This window comes from Ruegeria sp. PrR005 (assembly GCF_010500245.1).
In the GTDB taxonomy this organism is placed as follows: domain Bacteria; phylum Pseudomonadota; class Alphaproteobacteria; order Rhodobacterales; family Rhodobacteraceae; genus Ruegeria_B; species Ruegeria_B marisflavi.
On sequence record NZ_JAAGOX010000017.1, the window covers coordinates 25,611 to 43,756 of the forward strand.

Below are 18,146 nucleotides of genomic sequence, written 5' to 3' on the forward strand. Positions count from 1 at the left end.
TAGCATAAGACCGAGGACTGACTGCCGTGAAACTGCTTATTGCCTGCCTTGCAACCGAAACCAATACGTTTTCACCGATGCCTACTGGCCGGCTCGCTTTCGAGGCCGGCATGGTCTCCCGTGAGGCGACGCGCCAGCCTGCCATGTTGTTCAGCGCGCCCCTGCACGAATGGCGGCGTATGGCAGAGGAAAAAGGCTGGGAGGTCATCGAAAGCCTGACTGCTGCTGCGCAGCCGGCGGGCCCGACTGTGCGCGCGGTCTACGAAGGTTTCCGCGACGAGATCCTCGCCGATATTGAACGGTCTCAACCCGATGTCCTGTTGATGTCGATGCACGGCGCCATGGTCGCCGACGGCTATGACGATTGCGAAGGAGACATGATGGCGCGTGCCCGCGCGGTCATGGGGCCGGACAAGGTGATCGGGCTGGAGCTTGACCCGCACAACCATCTCACCCAGACGATGCTGGACAACGCGACGTTGATCATCAACTTCAAGGAATACCCGCATGTCGATGCGCCCGAGCGCGCGCGCGAGCTGTTCGTGATGGCCGCCGACGCCGCCGAGGGCAAGACCAAGCCGGTGATGCGGGCGCAGGACTGCCGGATGCTGACGATCATCGAGACCATGAAAGAGCCTTCCAAGACCTATGTGCAGGCCATGAAGGACGCCGAGGGCAAGGATGGTATCCTGTCGGTATCGCTCACCCATGGCTTCCCCTGGGCCGATGTCGCCGACGTGGGTGCGAGGACGCTGGTGATCGCAGATGGAGATGCAGACAAGGCCGCGCGCGTGGCCAAGGAGTTTGCGGACAAGCTTTGGAATATCCGCGATGGGTTGCGGATGGACTACCCCGATATCTCCGAGGCGCTGGACATCGTTGCCGCCTCGAACCATGGCCCGATCGCGCTTGCGGACATGGGGGACAATGCCGGCGGCGGCGCGCCTGCGGATTCTACCTTCTTCCTGCAAGAGATCCTCAGGCGCGGGATGAAGGATATTGCCCATGGCATCTTCTGGGACCCGGTGCTGGTGACCATGTGCCAGGATGCCGGTGTCGGCGCGCGGATGCGGGTGCGACTGGGCGGCAAGATCTGCAAGGAATCCGGCGAGGCGGTGGATCTGGATGTGACCGTCCGTGCCATCCGCGAGAACATGACACAGAAGCTGGGTGAGACAGATATGCCCATGGGCACCGGCGTCTGGCTCGACGCTGACGGGGTGCACCTGGTCGTGTCCTCGCTGCGAACGCAGAATTTCTCGCCCTCGGTCTATACCGATCTGGGCATCGACATCACCCAGATGCGCGCCCTGATCCCGAAATCGACCAACCATTTCTACCAGAATTTCGAGCGGATCAGCCCGCAGGTGGTCCATGTGCGCACCCCCGGCACCGTGACACCCGACATGACCATCATTCCTTTTACAAAGCGCGATGGAAACTTCTGGCCCAAGGTCGAAAACCCGTTCAACTGAAGGATCAAGCAATGACAGTTCACCGCATCGGTCTCCCCCCCGTCCTGCCGAACGGAGCCAAGGTTCCACTGGTTCCGGCAACCCGCGTCGGAAACCTGATCTTCTGCTCGGGTGCGCTTGGCGTGGATGCCAGTTTCAAACTTGTCGATGGCGGCGTCGGGGCGCAGACCCGTCAGGCAATCACCAACCTCAAAGCCGTTCTGGCCGAGGCAGGAGCGACGCTTGCCGATGTTGCCAAGACAACCGTCTGGCTGACCGATCTGGCCAATTTCGCCGAGTTTAACGCCGCCTACAGCGCGGAATTTGGCGATACCTTCCCCGCACGTTCAACAGTTACTTCTACCCTGGCTATCCCCGGTGCGTTGGTCGAGATCGAAGCTGTCGCAGCGATCCCAGAGACTGACAAGAAAAGCTGACCCATGTGGACAACGGTTTGCGAAACCATTTCGAAACAAATTGGCAAAGACCGCATAGTCGGGCCTGAAGATGCGGAGGGTCGTCTGATCTCGGTCACTGGCGAGGCAATGCCACCTGTCCCTATCCTGCGTCCGCGCGATACAGAGGAATTGGCCAAGGCCCTCGAAATCTGCTCTGCCTACAAGACGCCTGTCATCCCGATGGGCGGCAGCACGGGGCTGGTCGGCGGCCTTCGCCATACCGGCAAGGAATTGTACCTGTCGCTGGAACTGATGAACCAGATCGAAAGCATCGATCCCGTCAACCGCGTGGCGACGGTTCAGGCCGGGGTGGTGTTGCAGAACCTGCAACAGGCCGCAGAAGACGCAGGCCTCTCTTTCCCGATGGACCTTGGTTCCCGAGGCAGCGCAACGGTCGGCGGGTTGATCTCGACTAATGCCGGGGGAGAAAAAGCGTTTCGCTTTGGCATGATGCGCGAGCAGGTCCTGGGCTTGGAGGTCGTCACCGCCTCGGGTCAGATCCTCGATCTGTCCAACTCCATGATCAAGAACAATACCGGCTACGACCTCAAGCATCTGTTCATCGGTGCCGAAGGGACGCTTGGCATCGTTACCCGCGCTCAATTGCGGCTCCGCCCGCACCTGGCGAATGTGAATACCGCCTTCGCACTCATTCCAGATTTTGCTTCGTCCCTGGAGGTGCGAAACCGGGTCGAAGCGGCACTAGGCAACGATCTGACGGCATTCGAGGTGATGTGGCCGGAATTCTATGAAATAGCGACACGTCACAGGACCGGGCGGCTTCCGCTCCCGGTTGCCTCTGGCATCTATCTTCTGTTCGAAAGCGAAGCAGGGACCGCCCGCGATCCGGAAGCCTTTGAAACCGCTATGGCCGCGCTTTATCAAGATGGCCTTGTCGAGGATATGGCCATCGCCGCGTCCGAAGCGGATCGCTGGGACATGTGGGCAATCCGCAACGACATAGATGCTATCATTCGAAACTTGTCTCCTTTCCTGGCTTTTGATGTTTCGCTGCCGGTTTCCAAGATGGAGCTTTGTGTCCAGGAACTGGAGACGACACTGACCACTCGATGGCCGAAAACCCGATTTGCGCGCTTCGGGCACATGGGCGACAACAACCTGCATATCGTCGTGAGTATCGGTCAGGATACGATCTCCCATAAGGCCGACATCAGTAATATCGTCTATGATAGGGTCACGGTGATGAATGGATGCATCTCGGCTGAGCACGGCATAGGGATGGACAAGTTGCCCTGGTTCGAAATGGGGAAAACCTCATCGGCCATCTCCCTCATGCAAACCATCCGCAACGTGCTGGATCCGGATAGTATCCTGAACCCGGGCAAGACGATTGAACCGGTCGGATGAGATGGCTCGGAATGGTATTCTGGAACCCTAAAAACTGAGACACACGGTCAAATGGTTTGGCCCAATCTGAAGCCGTGGATGAATCTTCCGGTTCGTCGAATTGCTATCACGGAACTTGTCACGTGACCCGGCTGCGAAAGGAACGCACCAATGAACAAGCACCTCTCTGTAAAACGCCTTGAAATGACGCTGGAGGACCGGCTGCATCAGGAGGAGGGTTGGGTTTACATGACCGGCATGCAGGCCCTGGTGCGGTTGCCGATCCAGCAGCGAAAGCGGGATGTGGCGGCGGGGCTGAACACGGGCGGCTATATTTCGGGCTATCGCGGCTCTCCGGTCGGCACTTATGACATGAACCTCTGGCAGGCGGCCAAGATGCTGAAGGAAAACAACATCTACTTCCAACCCGGTGTGAACGAGGATCTGGCCGCCACCGCGACCTGGGGGGCGCAGATGGTGGGTCTGTTCCCCGGGGCCAAGGTCGATGGCGTGTTCTCGATCTGGTACGGCAAGGCCCCGGGCATGGACCGGTCAATGGATCCTTTGCGCCATGCCAACCTTGCGGGCACCAACCCCAAGGGCGGCACGCTTCTGCTGGTGGGGGACGACCACGGAGCCAAGTCTTCGACGGTGGCCTGCTATTCGGACATGAACTTTGCGTCACTGGGCATGCCCTTGCTGGCGCCCGCCAATGCGCAGGATGTGCTGGACCTGGGCCTGCATGGCATTGCGCTGAGCCGGTATGGCTCGACCCTGGTGGGGATGAAGCTGGTCACCGATGTGGTCGAAGGGGGCGGATCAGTCCTTATCGCGCCTGACAGCCTCAGGATCACCGTGCCCGACGACACCGGTCCCGACACTTCGATCAAGCCCTTCGTGCCGATCCTGGATCAGGAACGCCTTTTGTGGGAGGTCCGGTTGCGCAAGGTCCTTGCCTATGCCCGTGCCAACGGGCTGAACCGTCAGGACGGTTCGGACGCGGCCCGGATCGGCATTGTGGCCGCCGGCAAGGCTTGGCAGGATCTGAACCAGGCGCTGGCCAGCCTGGGGTATCTCGACGGCAAGATCGGCAACATGGCCGTGCGGCGACTGAAGCTCGGCATGGTCTGGCCGCTGGATGACGCGGAAATCCGCAGCTTTGCCAAAGGGCTTGATACGATCCTTGTCGTCGAGGAAAAACGCGCCCTTCTGGAAGACCAGATCAGGTCGATCCTTTACGGCTCGGGCCTCACCCCCCGTATCGTCGGCAAGACGTTCCACGGTCATGCATATTCGGCGGCGACGGATGACTGCGCCTTTCCCATGACGGGCGAGATCGACCCGAATATGGTCACCCGCGTCCTGGTACGGGTGGCGAACGAAACCGACCCCGATTGCGGTATCTCCATGCCGAACCGGCCGGATGCTCCGCCCGCGCTTGCTGGAGGCACGATCCGCCCGCCGTCCTTCTGCGCCGGTTGCCCGCACGGGCGTTCGGCGCAAGTCGTGGGGGGCAGCCGGGCGCTGGCCGGGATCGGATGCCATACCATGGCGGTGATGCGCGATCCGACCAAGACCAACTCGATTAGCCACATGGGGGGCGAAGGCGCGATGTGGCTGGGGCAGTTCCCCTTCACCGACGAGAAACACGTCTTTACCAACATGGGCGACGGCACCTATTTCCATTCCGGCCTGATGGCGATCCGCGCGGCTATCGCCGCCAAGGCGCCGATCACCTACAAGCTGTTGCACAACGGCTTTGTCTCGATGACCGGCGGTCAGCCGCATGACGGCGAGATCACTCCCGAGATGATGGTCGCGCAGCTCAGGGCCGAGGGCATCGAGCGCATCGCGCTGCTGACCGACGAGACCGACAAGTTCGAAGGCAAGTCCTTCATTGGCGGCGGTGTCACCCTGCATCCGCGCACCGAGCTGGAACTGGTGCAAAAGGAACTGCGCGAATTGCCCGGTGTCACCGTGCTGATCTATGACCAGCCCTGCGCCACCGAGCGCCGCCGTCTGCGCAAGCGCGGCAAAAGGGTCGACCCCGACAAGCGGGTGTTCATCAACCCCGCCGTCTGCGAGGGCTGCGGCGATTGCTCGACCGTGTCGGGCTGCATGGCGATCGAACCCCTGGAGACCGAATTCGGCCGCAAGCGCGTGATCAACCAGTCGTCGTGCAACAAGGACTTCTCCTGCGTCGAGGGCTTCTGCCCCTCCTTCGTGACGATCAGCGGCGCTGAGCCGCGCAAGGCCAAGGCGAGCAGCGCCGAGATCGACGTCAGCCACCTGCCTGCCCCGACGCCCCGCGCCATTGACGGGTCGTGGTCGATCCTGGTCTCGGGCATCGGCGGCGCGGGCGTGGTGACCGTGGGCCAGACGCTGGCCGTGGCGGCGCATGCCGACGGCTATTACTCGTCGAACCTCGACATCACCGGACTGGCGCAGAAATACGGCGCGGTCCACAGCCACATCAAGATCGCGCTCTCGCCCGACGAGATGCGCGCCACCCGCATCGCCGCTGGCGAGGCGGATGCGCTGATCGGCTGCGACCTTGTCGTCGCCGCCGGGGACGAGGCGATGTCCAAGCTGACGCCGGGAAAGTCGGTCGCGGTGACCGACATCACGGTGGTGCCGACCTCGGAGTTCTCCAAGAACCCCGATTGGCGGCTTTCCGGCGCCGAACAGCTGGAACGGCTGACCCGCGTCCTGGGGGACGGGGTGCGCAGCATGGACGCCCAGCATCTGGCGGAAAAGGTCATGGGCGACCGGGTCTTTGCCAACATGCTGCTGATGGGCGCGGCCTGGCAGCAGGGCGGCATTCCGCTCTCGCTCGAGGCGATCCACCGGGCGATCGAACTGAACGGCGTCGCGGTCGCGAAGAACAGGCGCGCCTTCGACCTTGGGCGTCTTGCAATGGCCGACCCCGAGGCCGCCGCGAAACTGGCGGGCGACGCCGCGCCGATCCTGCTGGAGAGCCGTCGCGAGACCCCGCTGGAGGAGGTGATCGCCATCAGCGTCAAGGAACTGACCGCCTACAGGGACGCGGCCTTTGCCAGGCGCTACACCGACATGCTCGGCCGGGTGAAGACCGCGGGCCTGGGCGCTGCCGCAGAGCGCGCCGTCGCCAGGGGTTACTACAAGCTGATGGCCGTGAAGGACGAGTGGGAAGTGGCGCGGCTTTACAGCAAGCCCGAGTTCCGCGCGCAGCTTGAAGAGGCCTTCGAGGGCGACATGGAACTGACCTTCTATTTCGGCGCCTGGCCCTATGGCGGCGTCGATCCCAAGACGGGCAAGCATGTCAAGGGCGCGGTCAAGGGCAAGACGGCGATGCGCTTCTTCGGGCTGATGAACCGGTTCCGGAGGCTGCGCGGCACGCTCCTGGACCCGTTCCGCAACAATGCCGAAGCCAAGCTCGCCCGCAAGCTGCTCGCCGACTACGAAGCGGACATCGCTTTCGCGCTGGCCAACTGGTCCGACGCCACTGCTGCTACGCTGACCGAACTGCTCGACCTGCCCGAACACATCCGCGGCTACGGTCCTGTCCGCGAGCGCCACGCCGAAGCCGCCGACAAACGCCGCGCCACGCTCAAGGCAGCAGTCACCAACCCCACCGCCAACGCGGCCTGACCGGGGAACAAGACATGAAACTGAGATCCGACAAGGTCACCGTTGGCAAGCTGAACACCGGCGCGCGGGCCCTGTGGCGGGCGACCGGCACGCTTCCGGAGGAGTTCGGCCACCAGCGGCGTCAGACGGATTTCGGCTGAGAGAAGTTGCGCATTCGCGCAGGGGCGGCATTTGCAGCGTCTGGCGCAAGCGAGGAGGCACGAACCTATGATCTGGATCGCCCTGCACTACGCCTTGGTGCTCGCCTGCGCGGTGCGCGTTCTTCTGCGGCCGCACCGTGATCCGTCTGCGCGCGTCGCATGGTTAGCGGTGCTTTTCGCGCTGCCGGTCGCGGGCGTCGTCGCCTACTTTTTCCTTGGCGAAACGAGCATTGGCCAAAAGCGTGTCGAGCGGCTGAGACGAATTCTTCGGGAACTGCCGAAGCCGCGCGGACCTAAACCGGCGCAGAACGAGGTTCTCGCGCCCCCTGTTCCGGACCGATACGCGCAGCTATTCAACATTGGCCGCTCGATCAGCGGATACGACCCTGTTGGCGGAAACCGGGCCAGGTTGATGAAAGACTCCGATGCTGCGATCGACGAGATGATCGCCGATATCGACGGGGCTCGGGACCACGTCCATCTGATGTTCTACATTTGGTTACCCGACGGTAACGGCTGCAAGATGGTCGAGGCACTGAAGCGCGCGGCTGCGCGCGGTGTGACTTGCCGCGCCATGGTCGACGATCTCGGCTCGCGGGACCTGATCCGAAGTCCGCATTGGAAGGCGATGGGCGATGCCGGCGTGAAGCTGGCCCGTGCTTTGCAGATCGGAAATCCGCTCTGGCGGGTTTTCGACGGCCGGGTCGATCTTAGGGATCATCGCAAGATCCTCGTGATAGACAACCGCGTCACCTATTGCGGCAGCCTGAACTGCGCCGACCCTGCCTTTCTGCCCAAGGCGAAATACGCGCCTTGGGTTGATGCGGTCATGCGGTTCGAGGGGCCAGTGGTACGACAGGCGCAGCACCTCTTCGTCAGCGACTGGATGGCCAACTTCGACGAGGACATTAGCGATGTCCTCGACGCGCCGTTGGGCCCGCAAACGCCTGGCTTCACCGCACAGGTGGTGGCGACGGGGTCGACGGTACGAAATTCTGCGATGCCCGAGATGTTCGAGAGCATCATGTACACTGCACTGCGAGAGCTTGTCATCACGACGCCCTACTACGTGCCGACCGAGGCAATACAGGCGGCACTCTGTGCCGCGGCCAACCGGGGTGTCGATGTGACCATCGTGTTCCCGGCACGTAACGACGATTTCGCGGTCGGGGCGACGAGCCGGTCCTATTACGAGGATCTGCTGACCGCGGGCGTAAAGATCTACAAATTTCAGCCCGGCCTTCAGCACACGAAATCCATGACCGTGGACGGCGAGATAGCGCTGATCGGATCGGCGAACTTGGACCGGCGAAGTTTCGACCTGAACTACGAAAACAACATCCTTTTCCATGATGCCACGCTAACCGCCGAACTGCGTGCGCGCCAGAAGCTATACATAGCCGCAAGCATGGCGGTCACCCTGGAACAGGTACAGGGCTGGCCTTGGCATGAGCGGCTTTGGAACAACGTTTTGGCAACCGTCGGGCCAGTTCTTTAACCACCGACCCCTAACTGACGGGGGGGTGAGTGATCAGGTCACAGATCTGCAACGCGAAGCTTCCTTCGGGTATACTTCAGCAAGCTTGATCAACGAACCACGTCCAACCAGGCCGTTGCAATCTGGCGGGGTCCATATACGTCTTCAAATGACAGCTCCGATCACAGCTTCAACCGAAACTCGGTAGGTGTGACGCCGGTCCATCTCTTGAATGCTCGAGAGAAACTTGGGGCGTTCGAAAACCCGAGCATTTCGGCGATTTCCTCGTTCTTCATGGATCGCTCGCTGCCAAGGATCTCTAGTGCCTTCTGTTTTCGAACATTGTCTCGAGTCTTCTGGAACGACGTCCCCAGCCAAGTGAAGGTGCGCTGCAAGCTCTTTGGATGCACATCGATGCGATGGGCAAGGTCTTTCAAGCCAAAGGATCCTTCGCAGATCCCTTTGTGACAAGCGATTTCCAACCAAACTTTTATGGCCTCGCGTCGGGATATATCATCGAACTCTCCGCGCCTGGCAGACGGGATTTTCCAGTTCAATTCCAATGGCAGCTGTAACCATTCCGTGGGAAATCGGATCTTTACGCCGTTCCACTTTTGTTTCAAGATCGAAGGCTTTGGTACAAGGTCTGGTGGAATGCCGGCGTCTTCCTGCACTACGATCAAGATCCGCGAGCGGTCGAACTCTTGGGCGACCGCCAATCTCAGTAAGGTTACCCAAATACTCGCGAGTGCGGCATCGGCCTGAATGATCGGTGCCGACGGGTTGAAAGTTCTCTTGCCCAAGATCACGGTGAAATCCACATTAATCTCAAGGGAATAGTGGATATTGCTGATCTGCCGATCGATTTCGAGGATTGCACGAGGAAGAAACTCGGCCAGCGTGCGTGATGCTTTGAAGCTTTCTCGAACAAAAACTGGACCAGCCTCCACGAACACCGCTGCGGCGCGGGCCGCGAAGTAGGGATCACCGAGCGCATCAGCCATTTCCTGCTCCGCACGGTAAAGCGCATTGCCTGTAATGAGTGTCGCGGGGTCCGAGAGGTCGAAGCTTTCGAGGTGAGCGGCCCTGAGCACTCGATCGGTGTTGCCGCCTAGCTGTTCGAATAGTTCAAGAAACGGCTGAAGCTGCAGTGCACGGTTGAATGCGATCCCATCATTAATCATTCAGCTGTCCTACGTATGAAAACTCGACCCGGCGATACGCAAGCTTTTGCATTGCTTCTATTTAATTATCTCTTGAGGACGAAAATCAACTGCAGCTGTCCATCAGCGGTACGATAATGTGTGTCGGAAACATGTATGGTCTAACGCGAACGCCACGACTCTTGAAGCCCATCAACATTGACAGATAACGCTTATGTTCTTGAAAAACGCACTCCACTCTAGCTGCGCCTTTGCCATCTTGGTCGCCACAGCCAGCGCGGCCCTGGCCAACGACATCGTCATCATGAACGGTCGTGTGATAGACCCTGAGACGGGCTTGGATGCAATTCGCAACGTAGCGATCCAAGATGGCCGTATCTCGGCGATCAGCGAATTCCCGCTTGAGGGCAATATCGTGGTCGATGCCACGGGTCATGTCGTATCTCCCGGTTTCATCGACCTGCATGCACATGGGCAGAGCATCGGCGACTATCGGATGCAGGCCATGCAGGGGGTGACGACAGCGCTCGAGCTTGAATCCGGCGTATTGCCAATCGGCGACTGGTACGACGGACAGGCTGCCAAGAGCCTGCCGATCAACTACGGTGCGGCGGCGGGCTGGACCTATGGCCGGATTGCCACCTTCGACAACACTGACCCGCTGGCAACCGTCGAATTCTTCCAACAGGCCCAGGCCGAAAACAGCTGGAAGATGGACATCGCCGACCCAGTCCAGACCGGGAGAATCCTGTCGCTGGTCGAACAGGGGCTGAAGGAGGGCGGACTGGGTATCGGGGTCAACGCCGGATACGCGCCTGGATATGGTCAAAAAGAATACTTCGCGTTGGCCGAACTGGCCAATGAATACGGCGTCGCGACCTACACCCATGTCCGCTATGCCAGCGTCATTGAACCGCAAAGCTCGTTCGAGGCGCTGAAGGAACTGATTTCCAACGCGGCGATTACCGGCGCGCATATGCACATCTGCCACATCAACAGTACCTCGATGGCGGACATCGAGGCAACGCTGGCCCTCGTGGAAGAGGCGATGGCGCAGGGCATCAACATCACCGTCGAGGCCTATCCCTACGGCGCGGCAAGCACTGTCGTCGGCGCCGCCATGTTCACCGGGCCGGACTGGCGGGAACGAATGCAATCGACCTCGGAGAATTTTCAGCTTGGCGCCGACCGGATGACCGAGGACGAACTCGCCGATTACCAGGCCAACAAGCCCGGCACCTTCATCACCTGGCACTTCCTGGATGAAAGCAAGTCCGAGGATCTCGCCATGCTTGACATGTCGGTGACGCATCCCGCCACATTGATCGCTTCGGATGCGACGTTCTGGTCCTATTTCGACGACGACGGCAATATTCAGACCTATACCGGCGATGAGTGGCCACTGCCGGACAACGTGTTTGCCCATCCGCGCTCGGCCGGGACCTTCGCCAAGATCCTGCGCTCATACGTGCGTGAGCGCGGCGTGCTGTCGCTAAGCGAGGCGATCCGCAAGATGTCTCTGATGCCGGCGCAGACTTTGGAAGACTTCGTGCCACAGATGCGCCGAAAGGGCCGGCTTCAGGTGGGTATGGACGCCGATATCGTGGTGTTCGATCCCAAGACAGTGGCGGACCGCGCGACCTTTGAGAACGCCAACCAACCGGCCGTCGGCGTGCAGACCGTGCTCGTGAACGGCGGCTTTGTCGTTCGCGACGGAAGCCTCCTCCTCGACGCGCCGCACGGACAGCCGATCCGAAGGGAACCGGCGCAGTGAGACAGAACCCCGAAAGACACCAGGAAGAGCGAAAGATACCAATGAAACTGAATTCGTCCTTTGCCGCGGCGGCTGTTGCATCCGCGTTATTTGTGGCCAGCGCCCTTCACGCCCAGGAATACGATCTCGTCATCCTGAATGGTCGGGTCATGGACCCCGAAACGCTGTATGACAGTGTCGCCAATGTTGGCATCAAGGACGGTCGCATTGTCGAGATTTCTAAGGATTCACTGACGGGAAAAGAAGAAATCGATGCAACCGGACACATCGTGGCACCAGGTTTTATCGACACCCATTTCCACTGGCAACAACCGATGGGCTATGCGCTTGGCCTGCGTGACGGACTGACGTCGAGTATGGACCTCGAGGAGGGCTGCGCAGGAACATTCATCGCGCGGTGGTACGAAGAACGCGAAGGCAAGAACCAGGCGAATTTCGGGTGCGCCTCCAGCCACGAACAAGCCCGCGCCATCGTGCTCGACGGTTTCGACGACGAGGAAACCCTTCTGCTGGGGCCGGCGGCGGCGCTTACCTCCCGCAAGGGATCGGGTTGGAGTTTGGACAAGGCTGATTACGACGCTGGTAACAAGATTCTGCAGATCATCGACGAAGGCCTTCAGGCTGGCGCGCTCGGTATCGGATCGACATTGGGATACATGCGCGATGGTGTCACCACGCGTGAGTTGTTCGAGGTGCAGAAGGTTGGCGCGCGATATGGTCGCCAAACTGCCGTTCATACGCGTTTCACACCCGATGGCGACGTGTTGGAAAACGTCGGTGCGCAAGAAGTCATTGCCAATGCATTGGCTCTGAACGCGCCCGCAATACTGCAGCACTTCAACAATCCCGGCTGGCGACTCACGCATGAACTCATCGCGCGGCTTCAGGAAAACGGCCATAATATCTGGGGCGAGATCTACCCCTATTCCGCCGGATCGACCACGGTGAACGCAGTCTTCCTCAAACCCGAAAACTGGGTTGAAAGACAGGGGCATCGCTACGAAGACACGATGCAGGATCCGATTACAGGTGATTTCTATACGCAGGAAAAATACGATCAGGTCCTGAAGGATAATCCGACCCAGGAAATTCTGTTGTTCAAGACTCCGCCAGAGGACTCAGTCAAATGGTTGACTCTCAGGGGGACAACAATGGCCAGCGATGCGATGTTCGCGGAACCTCTTATGGCGCCTTGGAATACTCCATTTGAGAAGTTGGGAAACATGCATCCGCGCGGCGCCGGGGCGCGCGCTGCAACACTGCGCCTTGGGCGCGAAAACGACATACCGATGATGCAGCTTTTGTCGATCCTCAGCTACAACGCAGCGCACCATCTGGGCCGTACGGGGCTGAAGGCCATGCAGGAGCGGGGCCGGATTCAGGAGGGCATGGTTGCCGATATCGTGGTGTTCGACCCCGAAACCGTTGCCGACAATGCGACCTATGAACAGGGCTCGGTCCCCTCGACTGGGTTCAAGGCGGTGATCGTGAACGGCGCGGTGACGGTGCGTGACGATGAGCTGATAGAGGTTTTCGCTGGTCAACCGATCCGTTTCGAGCCTGAAGACAAGCCGCGTTTCGAGCCGGTCTCGGAAGAGGCGTGGAACCGAGAATTCTCGACCGGGATGCCGGATGTGGCACCGGGTATTCCTCCGAAAGGTGGCAATTGAAACTGCCTTGTTTGTTTGAGAGGTTTGGAATGCGGTTCTTTTTGACAACTGTGGCGGCCATTCTGGCCGCAACGCCGATGTTGGCCGATCCCCGCGCCATCGATTTCGACCAACTGCCGGATCCTGCCGCGTTGGCCTTCGAAGATCCATTCCTCGAGATGGAACTGAAGGACCTGGAAGACCTACGCACTGTCGTGCGCTTGCAAGAGCGATTGAACAGCGAGACGTTTGACACCAACACGCGAAACAGGCTTGCTGCTCAGGTCAATGAGGCCCGCAGATCGCTGGCGCAAGAAGGCCATGACATTGAGGAACTGCTGGCGGCCCGTTGGGAGGTGGCAATTCAACGAAAACGCGCCAAGCTCGCAACCAATCCTGCTTTTGACAGTGCCGAAGTTGTCCTGAATGGGTTCCTGATACCCGCTGAAACCGACCCGGACGGTGCTGCGGTAGGTTACCTGGTGTCCGAGATCGGGCTATGCAGTCACAAACCGGCACCGCCGCCGAACCAGTTGGTGCGCGTCCGTTATGAGGGAAGTTTTCCAACCAGGAACCTGTATGTGCCAGTCCGCGTTATGGGCACCTTGTCTACGGACCCAAAAGATCAGACAATATTCATGTTGGATGGCACCGTGCGCATGACCAGCATGTGGAATTTGTCTGCTTACAGGATCACCGTGCAGGGACCAGTCGCGGAGGTCGAGGTCGGCCAAGGCGCGCAGGGCGGTATCGATCCTTTGGCCGTCGTGCAGGGTTCGGAATGAACAGCCTGAAACGAAGCCTGGATGTGTTTCACCAACTTAATTCCTTTGGGCGCTGACAGATGATCTTTGCGCAACCTGGGTCTTTGCTCGGCCCTCGTCCCTGCAGGAGCAGGGCGGGACTGGTGATTTTTTCTCTTTTGTTGCTTTTCGCATATCCGGCGCAACCGCATGCACAAAGCTTGGAGAACCTCGGATTCGAGTCGCACCTCAGTGTAGCTGGCACACTCGCGGCTGAGGCCGAGGGTCAGAGAACTGGTCTCCTTGAGGGGGCAATCGCCCAGAGAAAGAACTTCGAAGCTCGAACCGGCGTCTCCTTCGGTATCGACAATCAAATCCAATACTTGGGCACGAATTCCGGCAAAAAACCTTCTGACGCATCTTCGAATGCGTTTCGCATCTATGGCACATGGAGGGCCGTGGGTCAGAACACGTCGAACGACGGTACGTTGGTTTTCAAGGTCGAGAACCGATCCGCCATCGGAAACAGGATGTCCACACAGGCGCTTGGGCCGTCTCTTGGGTATGCCGGTCTGTTCTCATCCACCTTCAGCGATGCGGGCTGGGTCTTGACCAATTTCTATTGGCGCCAGCGCTTTGCGAGCGGTCGCGGCAGTTTCGTGATCGGACAGGTCGATGTCACCGACTATGTGAATGTCGATGGGCTGGCGAACCCCTGGACGGCGTTTACAAATCTTGAGTTTCAGCAGCAATCAACCTTTCCGGCCCCCAGTCAGGGTTTGGGCGCTGCACTCAGGTGGCGGGTCGATAATAATTGGGTCATTCTGGCTGGTTTCGCACACGCAAATGGAGATCCATCTGACCTAGGTCGAAGCGCAAAAGACCTTTTCGAGACCGGCGAAACCTTCAAGCATTTCGCAATCGGCTGGACCCCTGATTGGGGGGCACTCTTTGATCGGCTCTTGCAGCTTACAGTCTGGCAGGTTGATGAACGCACTGCAGCCGGCGTTCCGGAGGGTCATGGCATCTCATTTGCCGCAAGTGGCCGTTCCGGTTCCTGGCATCGTACGTTCCGCGTCGGTTATGCAAACGGTGGTGGTACTGCGCTGGATCGTTCGATCAGCTTTGCGACTGCATACGAGGCACGCGGTGGTAAGGACTTAGCCGGCCTTGGATTGAATTGGGGACGTGCACCTGGAAGTTCGCTGAATCAGTACACGCTGGAAGCGTTTTACCGTTATGATCTGAACGATTTCTTCCAGATCACGCCTCAGGTTCAATATGTTGTGAATCCGATCGGCGATCCGAGCTCTGACGGCATCGCGGTCTTCGGAGTACGTTTGAGAGCAGTATTTTAACACTGTTGGGGCTGTGTCAAAATAACCGAGGGGAGTGTATCGAATGAGGGCGTTGCACGTCGAAAACCTGACTTTCAATTGGCCAGGGTCGGAAAATGCGACGCTGCGAATACCAAACCTGTCGCTAGCTCAGGGTGAGCGGAATTTCTTGTTTGGCCCCAGCGGGTGCGGAAAATCCACGCTCCTCTCAGCTATCGCAGGCGTGGTGGATGTTTCACCGGGGGCTATCCTGGTCGCGAACAACGACGTAGGCGCGTTGAATGGCGGTGCGCGGGATCGGTTCCGGGTGGACCATATCGGCATGATCTTTCAGGTGTTCAATCTGATTCCGTGGCTGAGCGCGCTCGAGAACGTCCTTCTGCCCTGTACATTTTCCAAGCGTCGGCTTGCGCGCGCGGGTGAGGATCCTGCGGGAACGGCCCGACATCTGCTCGACGAATTGGGCCTGTCGGATCCGTCCCTGGTATCCAAGCCAGCCAACGAACTCAGCGTGGGCCAGCAACAACGGGTTGCCGCCGCGCGCGCGCTGATCGGCAAGCCGGACCTGATCCTGGCGGACGAGCCGACCTCGGCGCTCGATGAGGCGGCCAAGGCGGTCTTTGTCGATCTGCTGGCGAGGGAATGCGCCGAAGCGGGCAGCGCGCTGCTCTTCGTCAGCCATGACCGCAGCCTGGAGCATCATTTCGACCGCAGTGTTGATTTCGTCGCCCTCAACGGGGGCGCGGCCTGATGCTAGTGTTCAGCCTGCGCAGCCTGTGGAACCGCCGCTTCGTGGCCGGCCTGACCGTGCTGGCCATCAGCCTCAGCGTCGCGTTGATCCTCGGTGTTGAGCGGCTCCGGGACGGCGCGCGCGACAGCTTTGCCAACTCCGCGTCAGGGATCGACCTGATCGTGGCGCCGCGCGGCAATTCGGTGCAGATCCTGATGGCCACCGTCTTCGGCGTCGGCGGCACCGGGACGGGCATGACATGGGACAGCTTCGAGTGGCTGGAAGATCGGCCCGAGGTGGCCTGGGCGGTCCCGATCCAGATGGGCGACAATCATCGCGGCTATCCGGTGATCGGGACGGATGCATCGTATTTCGAGCATTTCCGGCACTCCGGCGGTCAGCTTCTCTCCCTCGCCGCAGGCACGATCCTTACCGGTGACGGGGCGGATGCCGCCGTGGTCGGGGCCGAGGTCGCGGTGCGGTTCGACTATGCCCCCGGTGCGGTGATCGTCAACGCCCACGGCTCGGGCGAGGTTTCTTTCGACCTGCACGACGACGCGCCCTTCACAATATCGGGTGTGCTCGCGCCGACGGGTACCGCCGTCGACCGGATGGTCTTCGTCACGCTCGAAGGGTTCGACGCTCTGCATGCGGAAGAAGATGCGCCTGCCGCCGACCCCCTCGACCCGGCCGCCATGCCCACCGACGATCATGAAGATCATGACGATCATGAAGATCACGGCGAACACGAAGGCACGGAGGTCAAACACAGTCACGAACCGGACCGGATCAATGCCGTCTACGTTGGGCTGGTCGATCGGACAAATGTACTCGGTCTGCAGCGGGCCATCAACGAACGCTCCTCCGATGCGTTTAGCGCAGTCCTCCCGGCGGTCGCGCTCGCCGAGCTCTGGGGGATTACCGGGACAGCGGAGCGCGCGATGCGACTGATGGCGTGGGCCGTGGCTTTGGCAGGGATGATTGGCATGGTGGTCATGCTCTCTGCGACCCTCGACACCCGCCGCCGCGAATTCGCGATCCTGCGGTCTGTTGGCGCCACGCCCACCCGTATCTTTGCGCTAATCGTCGCCGAGGCTGCCATCCTCACCGCGGCGGGGCTGATCATCGGCCTTGTTCTGCTCACGGTGGCCACGTTCGTGACCGACCCGATCCTGTCTGCCCGTTTCGGTCTGAGGTTGGGATTGAATGTCTTCGGTGCGCGCGAATTGGCCACCCTTTTCGTCATCTTCTGGGCCGGGCTCCTCGCCTCGCTCATCCCGGCCGTCCGGGTCTACCGCATGACGCTGGCCGACGGGCTGTCGGTTCGGCTATGATAAATGAAGGGGATTCCTCCATGACCATGTTCGCCCGCTTCGTCTTGATATTCTCGCTTGCCGTTTCTCCGGGTCACGTACAGGCGACTGAACCTCAGGAAATCTCGTGGGATACGCTTGCACCTCCGGCCACCGTGATTGAAAACCCGTTCGAGAACCTCACCGATGACCAGATGGACAGCTTGCGCCAGATCCTGCGGTTCGAAGCACGGGCGGAGCGGAGTGATGACGCTGAAGCTCGCGCCGAAGCGCAAGCGTTGCGCAAACAATTGGCCGAGGACGGTCTCGATGTCGACGGGTTGTTCGCCGCGCGCCTCGCGATCATGGAAGAACGTGAAGCTGCGGCCACCGAGGTGAACGAAGACCTTGTTGGCATGAGCGTCCGCCTGCCGGGCTATGTTCTCCCTCTGGAATTTAAGGGTCGCAAGGTTGTCGAGTTTCTTCTCGTGCCCACAGTCGGCGCCTGTATCCATACTCCGCCGCCGCCCGCCAACCAGATCGTCCATGTCGTGTATCCCGAGGGCATCGAGGTTAGCGGTCTCTTCACCCCGGTATGGATCACCGGGACCATGGTCGCCCAGAGTTCGGTTCAGACGGTTGGCTATGTCGACGGACAGGCTCCGGTTTCTGTCAGCTATTCGATGCAGCCGCTGCTGGTCGAGGACTATAGCAGCTGAGGATCTTGTCGGCTCCAGACGGCGGTGTCAGAAGGAATCCGGTTCAGACGGGCAGGGCACTCTCGTGGCTTCTCGGCATGCCGAAACGTGATCTGTTCAAATATTTCCACAGCAGCCCAGAGATCATTCGTCTGGCGGTGATGTTGTACGTCAGATTGTTGATTTCCACCCAGAAGTGAGCCGGGCCGGCGGATAATTTCCACTGAGAACTGAGCCATGTGAACCTTTCCCCG

General features: G+C 60.0%; 14 protein-coding genes and 1 pseudogene. 14 read left to right on the top strand and 1 reads right to left on the bottom strand.

What is annotated here, in order from left to right:
- Positions 1-26 precede the first annotated feature (26 nt).
- From G0P99_RS11795 to cls, 6 genes are all read left to right on the top strand, one after another.
- Positions 27-1,475, top strand: a complete 1,449-nt coding sequence (locus tag G0P99_RS11795; protein WP_164129996.1) for a M81 family metallopeptidase — start codon at positions 27-29, stop codon at positions 1,473-1,475.
- Positions 1,476-1,486: 11 nt separating this feature from the next.
- Positions 1,487-1,891 carry a RidA family protein gene (locus G0P99_RS11800; protein ID WP_164129998.1) on the top strand — a complete coding sequence of 135 codons (405 nt, stop codon included), beginning with the start codon at positions 1,487-1,489 and terminating at the stop codon, positions 1,889-1,891.
- Between the two features lie 3 nt (positions 1,892-1,894).
- Positions 1,895-3,280 (top strand): FAD-binding oxidoreductase, encoded by a 1,386-nt coding sequence (locus G0P99_RS11805; RefSeq protein ID WP_164130000.1) that lies wholly within the window; start codon positions 1,895-1,897, stop codon positions 3,278-3,280.
- 150 nt (positions 3,281-3,430) lie between these two features.
- On the top strand, positions 3,431-6,889 hold the full coding sequence (locus G0P99_RS11810) for an indolepyruvate ferredoxin oxidoreductase family protein (RefSeq protein ID WP_164130002.1): 3,459 nt from the start codon (positions 3,431-3,433) through the stop codon (positions 6,887-6,889).
- Between the two features lie 14 nt (positions 6,890-6,903).
- Positions 6,904-7,029: a hypothetical protein gene (locus G0P99_RS24945; RefSeq protein WP_255455781.1), complete on the top strand. Its 126-nt coding sequence runs from the start codon at positions 6,904-6,906 to the stop codon at positions 7,027-7,029.
- 67 nt (positions 7,030-7,096) lie between these two features.
- Complete coding sequence (cls, locus tag G0P99_RS11815; RefSeq protein WP_164130004.1) at positions 7,097-8,527, top strand: cardiolipin synthase; 1,431 nt, start codon at positions 7,097-7,099, stop codon at positions 8,525-8,527.
- A 161-nt stretch (positions 8,528-8,688) separates the two neighbouring features.
- Here cls and G0P99_RS11820 read toward each other — a convergent pair whose 3' ends face one another.
- Entirely contained in the window at positions 8,689-9,690 is a 1,002-nt protein-coding gene (locus G0P99_RS11820; RefSeq protein WP_164130006.1) for a helix-turn-helix domain-containing protein, read from the bottom strand.
- A gap of 193 nt (positions 9,691-9,883) precedes the next feature.
- On the opposite strand from G0P99_RS11820, the gene G0P99_RS11825 reads away from it, so the two are divergent.
- From G0P99_RS11825 to G0P99_RS24765, 8 genes and pseudogenes are all read left to right on the top strand, one after another.
- A complete protein-coding gene (locus G0P99_RS11825) occupies positions 9,884-11,443 on the top strand; it encodes an amidohydrolase family protein (protein ID WP_164130008.1) in 1,560 nt (519 codons plus the stop codon).
- Positions 11,444-11,484: 41 nt separating this feature from the next.
- A complete protein-coding gene (locus G0P99_RS11830; protein ID WP_239059789.1) occupies positions 11,485-13,113 on the top strand; it encodes an aminoacylase in 1,629 nt (542 codons plus the stop codon).
- A 29-nt stretch (positions 13,114-13,142) separates the two neighbouring features.
- Positions 13,143-13,877 carry a DUF3299 domain-containing protein gene (locus tag G0P99_RS11835; protein WP_164130010.1) on the top strand — a complete coding sequence of 245 codons (735 nt, stop codon included), beginning with the start codon at positions 13,143-13,145 and terminating at the stop codon, positions 13,875-13,877.
- Positions 13,878-13,999: 122 nt separating this feature from the next.
- Entirely contained in the window at positions 14,000-15,193 is a 1,194-nt protein-coding gene (locus G0P99_RS11840; protein WP_164130011.1) for a carbohydrate porin, read from the top strand.
- Positions 15,194-15,236: 43 nt separating this feature from the next.
- Positions 15,237-15,923 (top strand): ABC transporter ATP-binding protein, encoded by a 687-nt coding sequence (locus G0P99_RS11845; protein ID WP_164130013.1) that lies wholly within the window; start codon positions 15,237-15,239, stop codon positions 15,921-15,923.
- A complete protein-coding gene (locus G0P99_RS11850) occupies positions 15,923-17,236 on the top strand; it encodes an ABC transporter permease (protein ID WP_164130015.1) in 1,314 nt (437 codons plus the stop codon). The genes G0P99_RS11845 and G0P99_RS11850 overlap by 1 nt, the downstream gene beginning before the upstream one ends.
- Before the next feature lie 20 nt (positions 17,237-17,256).
- Positions 17,257-17,913, top strand: coding sequence for a DUF3299 domain-containing protein (locus G0P99_RS11855; RefSeq protein ID WP_239059791.1), 657 nt, complete (start codon positions 17,257-17,259; stop codon positions 17,911-17,913).
- Between the two features lie 77 nt (positions 17,914-17,990).
- Positions 17,991-18,080, top strand: a pseudogene (locus tag G0P99_RS24765) (IS6 family transposase); the annotation flags it as partial.
- Between the last annotated feature and the right edge of the window lie 66 nt (positions 18,081-18,146).